The sequence below is a fragment of the Bacteroides sp. D2 genome, assembly GCF_025147085.1.
Classification (GTDB): Bacteria; Bacteroidota; Bacteroidia; order Bacteroidales; family Bacteroidaceae; genus Bacteroides.
Genome location: NZ_CP102261.1, coordinates 2,755,022 through 2,769,256, shown reverse-complemented (window position 1 = coordinate 2,769,256; position 14,235 = coordinate 2,755,022). Strand labels below are relative to the sequence as shown.

Genomic DNA, 14,235 nt, shown 5'->3' with positions numbered 1-14,235 from the left:
GTTTTTTACAAGGATAGTTATAAAAAGATCCTTATATTTGTTCGTGTAATAAAACATTATTCACATGAAAAGATTCGTATGGATTATCGGTTTGATATTCTGCATAACCTGCACCATACAAGCCAAAGACAGAGTGATTGAGCGTCCTCCTTTTCTAGCATGGAGCTCCAACAGTATTGAGGTCGATAAAATTGTCATGAGTGATACAGTGACAACAGTGTATATAAAGGCTTTTTATCATCCTAAATATTGGATAAAAATAGCTACGGGCAGCTTCCTGAAAGACAACAATGGAATGCTTTATCCCATTCGAAGAGGAGTTGGAATCACATTAGATAAAGAGTTCTGGATGCCGGAATCAGGAGAAGCGGAATTCCAATTACAATTTCCTCCCATACCCGAAAATGTAACCAGTCTGGATTTCTCGGAAGGGGATTTTGACGGAGCATATAAGATATGGGGCATACAACTGGATAAGGACGCATTCTATAAACAGAAACTTCCCAAAGAAGCAGTCGTGCACAAAATAAATAAAAAAGCGATATTGCCGACTCCTAAGTTAGTCTATGGTACTGCTACCCTTAAAGGAAAAATACTGGACTATCAAAAAGAGATGATAAAGCAAGTGAAGATGCACATAGAAAGTCCTGCATTGAATATCCACAATGAACAGAATATCATAAAAATCAAGGAGGACGGCACTTTCCTGGCGGAAGTAAAGGTTGTATCTGTTACAAGCGTAGCATTGGAATTTCCTTTTGGTTGGATTGAATGTCTGATAGCTCCCAATGAAGAGACATCACTCATTATAAATACAAAGGAACTTTGCCGCAGACAAGCACATCTGCAAAGAAAAGATAAAACGTATGGAGAGCCTGTATACTTCAATGGTTATCTGGCTAGTCTACAACAAGAATTAGCTTCAGTAGATATAGATATTGTATTAAAAAGCGTTTATTACATGGATATGTACAACGACATTGTCGGGAAAAGTGCAGATGAATATAAAGCTTATGTACTTGAGCGCCTTCCATCTATTCGAAAAGAAATCGCGCAATCCCAATACAGCAATGCATGTAAAGAGCTATTAAATATCCAGGTAGATCTGGCAGCGACTGGCAAAATCGCTATGACGGAGAGAGAACTAAAATCAGCACATATTGCTGTTAATAAACTGAATAAAGAACAGACTGACGACTATTTCTACAATACACGCATTGATATTCCTGCAGGATACTATGACATATTGAAAGAGTTCACTTCTATCAACACCCTGAAAGCGCTATACGGTAAATATTACGCATCAACAATATACTTGATAAGTTTTCTGCCAAATTCTTTAGATATACTTAAAGAGACACTGGGAACGGGACAGGGACCCTTATTCGATAACATTAAATTTAATAAGCTGTATCAATCCATAAAGGATTTTACCCCGTTAACAACAGAGCAGAATGCCGAATTAAAAACTTTTTCTTCTCCGGTTTATGCTGAGATGCTTACCCAAACGAACAAAGAAATCATAAAGAAAATTGAATTGAACAAAAGAAAGACAGGATTCACAGTGAACGAAGCCGGACAAGTCTCCAATGAGGATTTATTCCCCTCCATTATCTCTAAATTCCGGGGACACACATTGTTAGTTGATTTCTGGGCAACTTGGTGTGGCCCTTGTCGCACGGCTAATAAAGCAATTCTTCCCATGAAAGAGGAATTAAAAGATATGGATATTATCTACCTCTACATCACAGGTGAGACTTCTCCCAAAGGTACTTGGGAAAATATGATTACCGATATTCATGGTGAGCATTTCCGTGTGACAAATGAACAATGGAGTTTTCTGATGTCCAATTTCAACATACAGGGAGTTCCTACTTACTTTGTTGTTGATCCGGAAGGTAATATCACCTTTAAGCAAACAGGTTTTCCGGGAGTAGACACGATGAAAGAACAGTTAATGAAGGCTATGAATAAGTAATTCAAACCTAATAAATCAATAAAGAGAAGAGCCTCCATAGTCTTTGCAAAGACTGCGGAGGCTCTTTTTTATCCTACGAGCGGGGAGGCCAAAAGTCCTCCAAACAACCCGTTATCTTTATTTATGCATTTCTACAATTTGAGTTGGAGCCATCTCTACATTCCGGCGATCTACCTGACGAACGACACTGGCAGCCAAAGATAAGAAAGCGCGTCCGGTCACGGAGTCTTCATCCAACGCAACGGGAGTACCATTATCTCCTCCTTCACAGATGCTTTGCACGATAGGAATCTGTCCCAACAAAGGAACATTCATTTCTTCAGCCAGTTTCTTGGCACCTTCTTTACCAAAGATATAGTATTTATTTTCGGGAAGTTCGGCGGGAGTAAACCAAGCCATATTCTCAACCAAACCGAGAATAGGTACATTTACCTTATCGTTGGTGAACATATTGATTCCCTTACGGGCATCTGCCAAAGCAACCGCTTGCGGAGTGCTGACAACAATCGCTCCTGTCATGGCCAATGTTTGAACAACCGTCAAATGAATGTCACTAGTTCCGGGAGGAAGGTCTATCAAGAAATAATCCAAATCTCCCCAGGCTGCATCAGCTATCAACTGTTTCAACGCATTACTTGCCATTCCGCCACGCCACAAAGTTGCCTGATCCGGATCGACAAAGAAACCGATAGACAATAATTTTACTCCATACTTCTCTACCGGAATAATCATGTCACGACCATCTATACGTTCAGCATAGGGACGTGCATCCTCCACCTGAAACATCTTAGGCATGGAAGGACCGAATATATCAGCATCAAGCAAACCAACCTTATAGCCTAATTTAGCCAAAGCAACTGCCAGGTTCGCAGACACCGTAGACTTACCAACTCCACCTTTACCGGAAGATATACCCACTATATTCTTCACTTGTGGAAGGAGCTTGCCAACTTCCGGACGAGCGGCTTGCTTACTCTCTGCTGTGATTGTTACCTGCACATCAGGAGAAACATACGTATGAATAGCTGTTTCCGCAGCTTTCAACATTGATTTCATAAACGGATCAGTCGGTTTCTCAAAGATCAATGAAAAGCTGACAGTCATACCATCAATACGGAGATTATCGGCAACCATCTCCGCTTCCACCAAATTCTTTCCCGTACCGGGATAACGCACCGTTGCCAATGCATCCAATATCAATTTAGGATAGAGAGTCATTTTATTTACTATTTGACGATTTACAATTTACAATTTAAAGTCACTGTTCAGGTGGCTGCCGGTTCACTTTAGGATGATTGTCCCGGCAAGCTATTTGCTTGTGCTTAGACCGCTACGCTTGCTGCGATTGTAGCTACGATAGGGATCAAGCTCTATTTCTACATCCGGCTCTTGCAGTTTACCTTCCTGCGGAAGCCGAAATTTGATATACTTAATATCTAAACCACGATCCAGCCATTGTTGTTCATAATAGGTTTTAATACCGAGAATATTATCTACCAGATCAGAATGATATAGATCTTCAGTCATAAACTCAACCGGAAGTTTGTTTGCCTCAATCATGTATTTTGTATAGGTAAACATAAAGTTGCTGTCCGTTTTCAGGTGGATAATACCATTCGGTTGCAAGAATTTGCGATACCTTTCCATAAAATAGGTAGAGGTCAGTCGCTTGGTTGCTTTCTTCATTTGCGGATCAGAGAAGGTTAGCCATATTTCACTCACTTCTCCTTCGGCAAAAAAACGCTCGATGATTTCAATATTGGTACGCAGGAAAGCGACATTCTTCATTCCGTCCTGTAATGACTCCGTTGCTCCTGTCCACATACGGGCACCTTTTATATCCACTGCTATAAAGTTCTTTTCGGGGAACATCTTACCCAGGCCGACGGTATACTCACCACGTCCGCAACCCAGCTCGAGCACAATCGGATGATCGTTTTTAAAAAACTCCTTATGCCATTTCCCTTTCATGTCAAAAGGCACGTTATCTACCGCCGAATAAGGATATTCGAACACGTGTGGATAACTCGCCATATCGGCAAACTTTTCTAATTTATTCTTTCCCATATCAATCCTGATTAGGTCGCAAAGGTACTGATTTTGATGCAACCGACAAAAAGAAATGGAGCACAGATTTCTCCATGCTCCATTCTTCTATAGTACTGAATGATTCGTCTTATCAAATCTCAACATTCACTTCAACGTTTACCTCTACATTTCCACCTTGTTGTGCTTTCAAATCTTCATAGAAAGCAGCACGGGAAATAGCAACATACGGTTGCAGGAAAAGAAGTCCAATACCCAAAGTGAAAATACAAAGGATAGCCCAGCCAATGAAGCTTAGATCAAGCATGAACAATTTCATCTTGTTTCCTTCCATCATAGCCATACTTTTCTCAATAGCTGCATTGTTTTTCATTTCCGGTTCATCTTTCAAAATAAAGGATGTCATTGCATAAGAATAAGACTTAATGATACCCGGTATAACCAGCAACAGTGACCACAAAGCTGTATAGACAGCCTGAAGCAACATAGTTACAAAAATACGTCCATAATCCTGGAAACCTTCGAACAAAACACCAAAGTCAATCTCTTTGCCTCTACATACACCAAGCATTACAATAGTAAAACCGTATGCAACCGGAAGTCCGACAAACAAGGAACATAAACTTCCAATCATAGGGATAGCAGATAATCCACCGACAATTGCTGAATAAATAAGTGCAGCAACGGCTGCCATAGGCCACTTGCCTCGAAGTGCCTCACGCGCCTGGGCACGTAGTTCTGAATTTTGTTTTAACATAGTGAATAATATTAATTGATAAATGTGTTATTTCATAATATACAGTTATTCCACAATTGTCACCCAGCCATGCGTATCCGGTTCGTCACCATACTGAATTCCACGGAGCTTATTATACAATTTTGTACAGATTGGTCCCGGCTTACCATCTTTAGAGATCACATAAGATTTTCCATTTTCCAAATCATCAATACGTTGAATCGGGCTGATTACTGCAGCAGTACCACAAGCACCTGCTTCCTCAAATGTTTCCAGTTCTTCTTCCGGTATCGGACGGCGTTCTACCTTGATACCCATATCCTCTGCCAACTGCATCAAGCTCTTATTGGTAATAGAAGGCAAAATAGAAGATGATTTCGGAGTGATATATGTATTATCCTTAATACCGAAGAAGTTGGCAGCACCACATTCATCAATATATTTCTTTTCTTTCGCATCGAGATAGAACTCACAGGAATAGCCCAAATCGTGTGCTTTCTTGTTAGCACGGAGACTGGCTGCATAGTTACCACCCACTTTATAAATACCTGTTCCATGAGGAGCAGCACGGTCAAACTCACGAATGATAACGTACGGATTGGTAGAGAAACCACCTTTGAAGTACGGTCCTACCGGAGTTACGAATACCACAAACATATACTCTTCTGCAGGATGCACGCCTACCTGGGCACTTGTTCCGATCAACAACGGACGAATGTAAAGAGAAGCACCGGTTTCATAAGGAGGAATAAAACGTTCATTCAGCTTCACCACTTTCAGGATTGCTTCTTTGAACCGTTCTGTCGGAAGTTCTGCCATCAGAATTCCCTGGCAAGTAGATTGCAAACGGGCAGCATTTTCTTCCAAACGGAAAATACGAACTTTTCCATCTTTTCCACGGAATGCTTTCAGCCCTTCAAAGGCTTCCTGACCATAATGTAAACAGGTTGCCGCCATGTGCAAATTAAGGTGTTCTTCACTGCTTACCTCCAGTTCTCCCCATGCACCATTACGGAAATTGATTCTCACATTGTAATCTGTCTTCATATATCCGAACGACAGATTCGCCCAGTCTATTTCTTTCATATTGTTATGTATTAGTTTATTTTCTATGCATTGAAACGCAAAAATAACTTTTATTCTTCAGATTGCCTCTTTTCTTGCAATAATTTTTCGACTTCCCGGTCGGCTTTTGTCAGTTTATCCTTGCAAAAGGCAATAATTTCATTCGCTTCTTTTATTTTCTCACTCAAAATGTCGATATCCAGTTCGTTGTTATCTATCTGGCGAACGATCTTTTCAAGACGTTCCATCGCTTGGGAATATGTTTCTTTTTTTGCTGCCACGATGATTGATATTTAATGGTTAATGATGAATGTTTTTACAAATACACGTTTGGCGGATAGTTACTTTTCTACCACCGATCGAACTTCTCCTTTCGATAGCCGGGTTATCAAATGGTCTCCCGGCTTCAGTGAAGAAGCATCCGTCACCGCTTTCCCATCCTTTATCGTAATACTATATCCCCGACTCAAGAGTTTATCCGGAGAAGCGTCCGCTATTCGTTGTTGCAAAAGTTCCAACCGGTGAGATTGACGGGCCACCAATGCTTTCGTCACCTGTGACAAATCTTTCTTTGCTGCCAGCAAAGAAAAACGGGCGTCCGCAAGTTTGCGATGAACAAGATTGGGAATACGGGTTTGGAGAGTTTCCAACCTTCGTCGTTCCAGATCAAGAAGCATATAAGCTCCCTGTTGAATCCGTATAGATAATTCTTCCAGATGCTCCGCGACTTCCGCTACCCGGTGAATCAGGAGTTCGGCAGCAGCCGTAGGAGTTTTTACCCGGGTATGAGCCACGGAATCAAGCACTGTATCATCGCGTTCATGCCCAATACCGGTAATAATAGGTAATGGAAATTGCGCACATGCAGCTGCCAATAGATAAGTATCAAAGCCGGACAAATCGGAAGTAGCTCCACCACCACGAATGATGACTACTACGTCAAATTCATTGATACGGGCATTAATACGATCCAAAGCTGCCAACACAGATTCCTCCACCTGATTTCCCTGCATTAAAGCCGGAAAAAGCTCCGTATAAAAAAAGAACCCGCCCGAATTGTGCTGCAACTGATGACAGAAATCCCCATATCCGGCCGCAGTAGCCGAAGAAACGACAGCAATACGCTGGGGAAGAACCGGTATTTCAAGCTCTTTATTCAGCGTCAACACTCCCTCCTCTTCCAACTGCAATAATATTTCCCGACGGCGACGAGCCATATCTCCCAACGTATAAGCAGGATCAATATCAAGTACCGTCAGACTATAACCGTATAGCTCATGAAACTGAACTGTTACTTTCACCAACACCTTAATGCCGGAAGTAAATAGCTGCCCTGTGGTTTCCTCAAAATAAGGTTTCAACAAGCGGTAGATATTATTCCAAATCATACCGCGTGCCTTGGCTACGAGATTATTGCTGCGAGGATCTTTCTGCACGAATTCCAGATAACAATGCCCTGTCGTATTGGAACGAACATCGCTCAACTCTGCCTGTATCCAATATTCATCGGGCAGGCATTGCTCCAGACTACGGCGGACGAGTGCATTCAGCTCTAAAAGAGAAAGCCTCTCCCCACCCTCTCCCAAAGAGAGGGAACCAGATTGCTTCGACTTGTTTATAGCGTTTATCATACAACAGTTACCTTATTTCTTTTCCTTGGAAAAGGACTGATAAGCCTTCCACAAATCGGGAATACCATATCCATATATGTTATCCGGGAAATCGGCTCTATCACCCGATTGACGTACCAAATCTATAATCTGCTTCGCTGTCAGCTTCGGACAAGCCTGCCACAGACAAGCTACCATACCGCACATAATCGGAGAAGAAAAAGAGGTTCCGTTGGCACGGCGAAGATTACCATCCGTTCCCATCACATCCGAATTCAGACCGACAGCCACTACATCCGGTTTCACACGTCCGTCAGCCGTATTTCCAACAGAAGAAAATGGTGCCAGTTCTCCCCTTTTATTGACAGCTCCTACCGTTATTATATTCTCTGCGTCTCCCGGAGGAGTAATCTTCTTCCACGAACCTGCACCCGAATTTCCAGCGCTGCAAACAACGACCATTCCTTTATCGGCTGCCTTCGCAGCTTCACGAGACATCAATGCATAATGACCATTCAAGTCACGATATCTATAATTCTTCGAAGGATCATCAAAAGAGTAATATCCAAGCGATGTATTCACCAAATCCACTCCTACACTATCGGCAAACTCAATAGCTGCCGCCCAGTAATCCTGTTCTACCAGATTCTCCGAATATTCGTCCTCACTACGCAGCAACCAATAAGAAGCTTCAGGAGCTGTGCCAATCATCACATTCGGCTGATTCATGGCCATACAGGATAATACAGACATTCCATGAATACTTTCAGCATAAATATCCGCTTCTGGATTCACAAAGTCACGCACCCCAAGAATACGGATATTTTTCATTGCATCAATCTTATCTACATTATGGAATCCGGCATCAATCACGGCAATAGTCATTCCCTGTCCCTTAAAGCCCGCATCATGCAGAAGATCAACACGGCTCATTGCCACCTGTGTGATTGCAGGACCGTAAAGGCTATCGGTACGCACCGGTTTATTTATTAACGAATCTCTTTGAAAGGCTCTTTGTGTGATACCTTTCCACACTCTTTCCGTGGAACGTACAAAAGGCAATTTTGCTATTTCGTCAACCAGAGTACTATCATTGCAAGAAACAGTGACAAAATTATCCCATTTCCCAGTCACGAGTACATGGACACCCGTCTTCCGTATGGCATCTACATATTTCTTACAAACCGGTAAATCGGTGGAATCAATGGGTAATCCTTGTTTTTTTCGGCGCTCTATAGATTTTATAGACAAATACTTTTCCGGTTTCTGTAAGGAATACTCTGTAGCTGCCTTGTCTTTCAGGCTAATTCGATATTTTAAGGTATCTTCCGGAGTAAACTGAGCAAACACACCCAGATACATATTTAAAGCGAGAATCAATACTATAAACTTCTTCATAAGTTATCTTTCTTTTTTAATCAATCATAATCCTTCATTTTCTATAATCACCAGCCCAATTCCTCTTTGAGAAGCAATGAAAGCTCCTCCCAGCACTCTTCTTCCGTCATAAAACACAGCAGACTGTCCCGGAGCAATGGCCGAAGCCGTTTCGAGAAAACGTACTAACAGACGCCCGTCTTCCAATCTTTTCACTCGGCAGGGGATTGGACGACTGCGATAACGAATCCGTACTGTCAGATTCTCACATCCAAACAGTTCCTGTTCATCCACTATCTTATCCTGCTCCGCCAGCATGTACTCTGTGTTTAATTGGTCGGCATCTCCAAGCATCACCGTATTTTTCTGCGGGTTGATTTTCAATACATAGGCGGGCTTTCCTAAAGCAATCTCCAATCCTTTACGCTGACCGATTGTATAATAAGGCGCCCCTTTATGTTGCCCCAACTTCACTCCTTCAGAATTGACAAACCATCCCGGCCCAATTTCACTATCCATTTCAGGACACTGCTCACGAAGAAAATCACGGTAATCTCCTTTAATAAAGCAGACTTCCATACTTTCCCCTTCTTTCGACTTTGCTTCATAACCTTTCTCCGCAAGGTACTCGCGAACCTTCACTTTCGTATAATCTCCCAATGGAAAGATACAACGCTTCAGCACCTCCTGTCCCAATCTCCAAAGGAAATATGACTGGTCTTTCTTATCATCGTCACCAGCTACTATATACGTGTATCCGTTTTTCTCTTCCAACCGTGAATAATGTCCGGTAGCAATCCATGCACAATTCAGCTTATCCGCCCACTCCGTCAAAACACGGAACTTAAACAACGGATTGCACATCACACACGGATTCGGCGTACGCCCCTGCTTATATTCGTCTATGAAGTTTTTTACAATGGTCTCTTTAAAAGGAATACGTTCATCTGCCACATAATGTTCAATCCCCATCCGTACAGCCAACTCTCTGGCATCCTGCGGTTCATCTCCCCACACACGCATAGTAACTCCTACAATCTCGTATCCTTGTTCTTGCAGCATCAAGCAAGTAGCGGTGCTGTCTATGCCACCACTCATACCTACCAATACTCTCTTATTTCGTTCTTCCATTCGAATTTTGAAAATTTACATGGATACAAATGTACGAGATTTCAAAGAGAAAAGTTGCTTTTCTGAAAGAAAATCCTTATATTTGAAATATACCAAAAGCGAGAACAATTATGGCTAACCCTAGATTACCGGGCATTTCCGAAAATGAGCAAGCCTTATTGTATGCCAAATTGAATGAATACAACCGGGGCAGAGCCTCTTTTAAAGAGGTAGGAGTCTACCTGGTGGTGTTGCCCCGAACGGGGAAACCAAACTATTCCCTTTGGCTGTACTCTCCTCTGCCCGAAAAGCAATCCATTCTTTATATACATGACCTGTCACCGGATATCAACGAATCCATGCGGATGGCCAGCACGATGTTTTATTATTCGAAGCGTTGCATCATCCTGGTAGATTACAATGAGAAAAGAATGCAGAGTAATGGTGACGACCTTATCTTCTTCGGAAAATACCGGGGACATTTTCTCCATGAAATCCTCAAGATAGATCCCGCCTACCTAAGTTGGGTAGCATACAAATTCATTCCCAAAATACCGAAACAGGAACGTTTCGTCAAAATAGCACAAGCTTATCATTCCATACACCTGGATATAATGATAAGAAAATCGAGGGAGAAGCGTTCATCCAGCCGTTATCTGGGAGAATTAGGAGAAAAGCTGACAGACTTTAAATTAAAAGTCACCCGGGTAAGATTGGAAGATGATCCATACAAAACAAGAGTGAACGGCACTACCCCACAGTTTTTTGTCAAGCAGGTACTGACTTTGACCGATGCCAGTGGAAACTTAGTCACCATGAGTATTCCATCAAAAAATCCCAGTGCGGTTTCATGCACTTTATCCGGGATAGAACATGAATACCGACTGGGAGATATTATCTACGTTGCATCGGCGAAAGTATCGCGCCGATACGAAAGCTATGGTTCAAAATACACGCGCCTTAGCCACGTGAAGTTCGCAAGTCTCAACGTTTAGTCCAATCGTCTTTGACAAAACTTGCGGGATAAGAGATTTTATCCACCACACCGTCTTTCTGACGAATCCAGGATGTGAATGTACGGGTACCCTCATCCAATACGATGATACGCGCACCATTCGGCAAATGGTTATATTCCGTATTTCCACCGGTAAAGCGTCCATAAGCCAGAAGGATATCTTTCCACATCACTGCATAATCATTATCATGGTCGTGTCCTACAAACATACCCATCACATCACCAGCTTCTTTCATCGCTGCAAACATTCCTGTATTCAATTTAGGCGCACAGGCTTCCTCCATACGAGTTCCACGAAGAATTGCATTTTCGCTACGGGCAGCTTCATTGTATTCAGGAAGAGGAATATGGAAAAAAGCAAGAGCCGGCAAAGGCTGTCCGCCGTTTTGTACTTTATAAGCCGCACTCTGTTGACGATACCAATTTATCTGGTCGAATGTAAGCCATGCATACCCCTTCACATCTTTTAAAGGAGAATAAGAATGAGAATCCATGCAATATAGCAAAGCAGCATCCTTCTTTAGATTGGAAGACGATTTCACTGTCAACACATAATCCGGCGACAAAACCGTTCCGCGATCAGGCAATAAATTGCCGGGAACTTGACGGATGATATCATATAACTGTTCCCGTGTCATTCCCTGTTCATTGTCATGGTTACCAAAAGTGACCACAAAAGGTAGTTTACGTTTAACTACCGGTTCCAGTACCTGCAACATTCCGGAATCCGCCGGAGCAGAATAAACAACATCACCGGTAAATATCACCAAATCCGGACGTTCATCATCAAGCACCTGATTAATACGTTCCAGAGCTATATCTGAAGCCCGATTTCCACATTTAAAATGCACATCGGTAAATTGCACAATCTTGAATTTACCATCTTTGCTAAATTTCAGTTCACTCTTCTGAGCCATACAAAAAGTCGTTACCAATAAAAAGGCAAATGTTAAGTAAATTTTTAAAAGACGAATCATAATTATTTGTTTTAGGGGGTTAAGCAATCTTCTCTATCAGCACAGTAGCATAAGCCGATATACCTTCTTCACGACCTGTAAAACCGAGTTTCTCGGTAGTAGTCGCCTTAATGGAAATATCACCCATATCAATCCCCATAACAGTTGCCATCGTCTCCTGCATCAAAGGAATGTGCGCTTTTAACTTCGGGCGTTCGGCACAAATAGTTGCATCGATATTGCCCACTTTATATCCTTTGGTAGCAATCAACTCCACTGTTTTTTTCAGCAGTATCTTGCTATCTATATTTTTAAATTCTCCTGCCGTATCGGGGAAATGATAGCCAATATCACGCATATTCGCCGCCCCCAACAGAGCATCGCAAACAGCATGCAATAATACATCAGCATCCGAATGCCCCAGCAATCCTTTTGTGTGTTCCAAAAGAATGCCACCCAGCCATAACTCACGTCCTTCGACCAACTGATGCACGTCGAAACCAAAGCCTACTCTTATCTTCATATTTTATATAACAAATGAGTACTAATGAATAAAAAAGATCAACGAATATAGAAATCCAGCAGTTTTTCTCCCTCCAGATAACCTTGCAAACGCTGTCCGATACTAACAGGACCTACCCCTACAAGAGTCCCAGTAAAGAGCAAGTCACCAATTTTCAAAGTTACAAACTGGCTTACATAAGCGATTATATCATCTATCTTGAAAAGCATATCTGCCGTACAGCCACGCTGCACTTCCTTACCGTCGATCAACAAATGAAAGTCAAGATTCTGAATATCCTTATAGTGCTCCACCGGAACAAAAGTTCCAATAGCAGCCGACGAATCAAAACCTTTGCAAAGCTCCCAGGGATTACCCTGTTCACGGAACTTTCGCTGAAGGTCACGAGCCGTAAAGTCGATACCCACAGTCACTGCATCATAATAACGGTTAGCAAAGCGGGGAGCTATATTTTTCCCCAATCGGTTGATACGGACCACCAGTTCCGTTTCATAATGTATCTCTTTAGAAAAGTCGGGAATGAAAAACGGTTTGCCATCCTTCAGAATAGCAGAATCAGGCTTCATAAAAATCACCGGCTCCGTATTTACTTGTGTATGTCCCAGTTCTTTGTTATGCTGGGCGTAGTTCATTCCTACTGCAATAATCTTCATTATTTCTCGTTAAAATTCAATCGGTTAAACATAACAGCCAAATGAGCATATAGAGACGTATTCTGCACCACTATATTCTCGGGTACACGGATTCGGAAAGGAGTAAAGTTCCATACGGCTTTTATACCTCCGTCTACCATCTTATCTGTAATTTCCTGAGCAATATTAATAGGTACGGTCAATACACCGATATTTACATCGTATTCTTTCATCTTTGCTTCAAAGTCATCGGAATGAAAAATAGGAATGCCATTCAGGTCTTTTCCCACCAGTTCCGGATTCACATCAAAAGCAGCCACAATCTCCAGTCCGAAATGATGCAAACCAGAATCCCGAAGCAAAGCAGCCCCCAGGCTACCTACACCAAACAAGAAGGCTTTGTGCATATTGGTAAATCCAAGAAAGCTCTCTAACACCTCAATCAGCGCATCAATATTGTATCCCACCCTCGTACGCCCCGAGATATTGACGTATGACAAATCCTTGGCGATTTGAGAAGCGTCAATATTTATTTCCTTAGAGATTTGTGTAGAAGAGACATACTGCTCCCCTTTTTCTTTCATTAGTTTTATATTGGACAGATACCAGGGAAGTCTGCGCAAGGTAGGCTCCGGCACTTTATCCGCCTCTTTTCGTATATAAGTGCTCATACTTCTTACAAAATTTGGTATTTTGCAAAAGTACATTATTTTTTGAGACTGACAACCCTATAACAGAAAACCTTAATAGAGATTAAACAAAACGATGAAAAGAGACTCAAATTTTGCTCTTTTCGATAAGTTTAATACTTTTGAAAAGGATTAAAAATGACAAGTATGAAAAATAATGATTGGAAAGATAGATTGAACGTTGTGTACTCCACGAATCCGGACTTCGGCTATGAAATGGATAACGATGAAGAACAGGTTACCCTCGACAAAGACAAGCAAAACCTGCGGGTTTCCATTGACAAAAAGAACCGGGGTGGTAAAGTGGTAACATTAATTACCGGATTTGTGGGTACGGATAATGATTTGAAAGAGCTGGGCAAGTTACTGAAAAGCAAATGTGGAGTAGGCGGTTCAGCTAAAGACGGAGAGATAATGGTACAAGGAGATTTCAAGACCAAGATCATAGATCTACTCATCAAAGAAGGATATACTAAAACCAAAGGCATAGGAGGTTAA

The 14,235-nt window shown here is 41.9% G+C and carries 15 protein-coding genes; 3 read left to right on the top strand and 12 right to left on the bottom strand.

From position 1 onward, the window contains the following. Positions 1-64: 64 nt before the first annotated feature. Entirely contained in the window at positions 65-1,978 is a 1,914-nt protein-coding gene (locus tag NQ505_RS09660; RefSeq protein ID WP_009000269.1) for a TlpA family protein disulfide reductase, read from the top strand. A 117-nt stretch (positions 1,979-2,095) separates the two neighbouring features. On the opposite strand, the gene NQ505_RS09655 is transcribed toward NQ505_RS09660, so the two are convergent. The 8 genes from NQ505_RS09655 to mnmA form a co-directional block, all read right to left on the bottom strand. After that, a complete protein-coding gene (locus NQ505_RS09655) occupies positions 2,096-3,196 on the bottom strand; it encodes an Mrp/NBP35 family ATP-binding protein (protein ID WP_004297220.1) in 1,101 nt (366 codons plus the stop codon). A gap of 90 nt (positions 3,197-3,286) precedes the next feature. Beyond that, a complete protein-coding gene (gene trmB, locus NQ505_RS09650; protein WP_009000268.1) occupies positions 3,287-4,045 on the bottom strand; it encodes a tRNA (guanosine(46)-N7)-methyltransferase TrmB in 759 nt (252 codons plus the stop codon). A 112-nt stretch (positions 4,046-4,157) separates the two neighbouring features. Then, complete coding sequence (locus tag NQ505_RS09645; RefSeq protein ID WP_009000267.1) at positions 4,158-4,781, bottom strand: DUF975 family protein; 624 nt, start codon at positions 4,779-4,781, stop codon at positions 4,158-4,160. Between the two features lie 45 nt (positions 4,782-4,826). Further along, the gene (locus tag NQ505_RS09640) at positions 4,827-5,858 is read right to left on the bottom strand and encodes a branched-chain amino acid aminotransferase (protein WP_255299315.1); all 1,032 of its coding nucleotides are present in this window, start codon (positions 5,856-5,858) and stop codon (positions 4,827-4,829) included. Between the two features lie 38 nt (positions 5,859-5,896). Beyond that, entirely contained in the window at positions 5,897-6,106 is a 210-nt protein-coding gene (xseB, locus tag NQ505_RS09635; RefSeq protein WP_004297216.1) for an exodeoxyribonuclease VII small subunit, read from the bottom strand. A 60-nt stretch (positions 6,107-6,166) separates the two neighbouring features. Further along, a complete protein-coding gene (xseA, locus tag NQ505_RS09630; protein ID WP_009000266.1) occupies positions 6,167-7,456 on the bottom strand; it encodes an exodeoxyribonuclease VII large subunit in 1,290 nt (429 codons plus the stop codon). A gap of 12 nt (positions 7,457-7,468) precedes the next feature. Continuing rightward, positions 7,469-8,833 (bottom strand): S8 family peptidase, encoded by a 1,365-nt coding sequence (locus tag NQ505_RS09625; RefSeq protein WP_009000265.1) that lies wholly within the window; start codon positions 8,831-8,833, stop codon positions 7,469-7,471. Between the two features lie 24 nt (positions 8,834-8,857). After that, positions 8,858-9,943, bottom strand: coding sequence for a tRNA 2-thiouridine(34) synthase MnmA (gene mnmA, locus NQ505_RS09620; protein ID WP_009000264.1), 1,086 nt, complete (start codon positions 9,941-9,943; stop codon positions 8,858-8,860). A 110-nt stretch (positions 9,944-10,053) separates the two neighbouring features. Here mnmA and NQ505_RS09615 point away from each other — a divergent pair, with 110 nt between their 5' ends. Further along, a complete protein-coding gene (locus NQ505_RS09615) occupies positions 10,054-10,917 on the top strand; it encodes a hypothetical protein (RefSeq protein ID WP_009000263.1) in 864 nt (287 codons plus the stop codon). On the opposite strand, the gene NQ505_RS09610 is transcribed toward NQ505_RS09615, so the two are convergent. Genes NQ505_RS09610 through NQ505_RS09595 form a run of 4 tightly spaced genes read right to left on the bottom strand, consistent with a single transcriptional unit; the run spans position 10,907 to position 13,719 of the window. Further along, positions 10,907-11,914: a metallophosphoesterase family protein gene (locus tag NQ505_RS09610; RefSeq protein WP_009000262.1), complete on the bottom strand. Its 1,008-nt coding sequence runs from the start codon at positions 11,912-11,914 to the stop codon at positions 10,907-10,909. The genes NQ505_RS09615 and NQ505_RS09610 overlap by 11 nt on opposite strands. Positions 11,915-11,933: 19 nt before the next feature. After that, the gene (ispF, locus tag NQ505_RS09605) at positions 11,934-12,416 is read right to left on the bottom strand and encodes a 2-C-methyl-D-erythritol 2,4-cyclodiphosphate synthase (RefSeq protein WP_009000261.1); all 483 of its coding nucleotides are present in this window, start codon (positions 12,414-12,416) and stop codon (positions 11,934-11,936) included. A 38-nt stretch (positions 12,417-12,454) separates the two neighbouring features. Further along, positions 12,455-13,069 (bottom strand): fumarylacetoacetate hydrolase family protein, encoded by a 615-nt coding sequence (locus NQ505_RS09600; RefSeq protein ID WP_009000260.1) that lies wholly within the window; start codon positions 13,067-13,069, stop codon positions 12,455-12,457. Continuing rightward, on the bottom strand, positions 13,069-13,719 hold the full coding sequence (locus NQ505_RS09595) for a redox-sensing transcriptional repressor Rex (RefSeq protein ID WP_008650453.1): 651 nt from the start codon (positions 13,717-13,719) through the stop codon (positions 13,069-13,071). The genes NQ505_RS09600 and NQ505_RS09595 overlap by 1 nt, the downstream gene beginning before the upstream one ends. A 165-nt stretch (positions 13,720-13,884) precedes the next feature. Here NQ505_RS09595 and NQ505_RS09590 point away from each other — a divergent pair, with 165 nt between their 5' ends. Continuing rightward, positions 13,885-14,235: a translation initiation factor gene (locus tag NQ505_RS09590; RefSeq protein ID WP_004305562.1), complete on the top strand. Its 351-nt coding sequence runs from the start codon at positions 13,885-13,887 to the stop codon at positions 14,233-14,235.

Excerpts from the sequence above, each read along its gene's own strand:
- NQ505_RS09660 (WP_009000269.1), top strand. The coding sequence starts at position 65 with ATGAAAAGATTCGTATGGATTATCGGTTTGATATTCTGCATAACCTGC.
- NQ505_RS09655 (WP_004297220.1), bottom strand. The coding sequence starts at position 3,196 with ATGACTCTCTATCCTAAATTGATATTGGATGCATTGGCAACGGTGCGT.
- trmB (WP_009000268.1), bottom strand. The coding sequence starts at position 4,045 with ATGGGAAAGAATAAATTAGAAAAGTTTGCCGATATGGCGAGTTATCCA.
- NQ505_RS09645 (WP_009000267.1), bottom strand. The coding sequence starts at position 4,781 with ATGTTAAAACAAAATTCAGAACTACGTGCCCAGGCGCGTGAGGCACTT.
- xseA (WP_009000266.1), bottom strand. The coding sequence starts at position 7,456 with ATGATAAACGCTATAAACAAGTCGAAGCAATCTGGTTCCCTCTCTTTG.
- NQ505_RS09625 (WP_009000265.1), bottom strand. The coding sequence starts at position 8,833 with ATGAAGAAGTTTATAGTATTGATTCTCGCTTTAAATATGTATCTGGGT.
- mnmA (WP_009000264.1), bottom strand. The coding sequence starts at position 9,943 with ATGGAAGAACGAAATAAGAGAGTATTGGTAGGTATGAGTGGTGGCATA.
- NQ505_RS09615 (WP_009000263.1), top strand. The coding sequence starts at position 10,054 with ATGGCTAACCCTAGATTACCGGGCATTTCCGAAAATGAGCAAGCCTTA.
- NQ505_RS09610 (WP_009000262.1), bottom strand. The coding sequence starts at position 11,914 with ATGATTCGTCTTTTAAAAATTTACTTAACATTTGCCTTTTTATTGGTA.
- ispF (WP_009000261.1), bottom strand. The coding sequence starts at position 12,416 with ATGAAGATAAGAGTAGGCTTTGGTTTCGACGTGCATCAGTTGGTCGAA.
- NQ505_RS09600 (WP_009000260.1), bottom strand. The coding sequence starts at position 13,069 with ATGAAGATTATTGCAGTAGGAATGAACTACGCCCAGCATAACAAAGAA.
- NQ505_RS09595 (WP_008650453.1), bottom strand. The coding sequence starts at position 13,719 with ATGAGCACTTATATACGAAAAGAGGCGGATAAAGTGCCGGAGCCTACC.
- NQ505_RS09590 (WP_004305562.1), top strand. The coding sequence starts at position 13,885 with ATGAAAAATAATGATTGGAAAGATAGATTGAACGTTGTGTACTCCACG.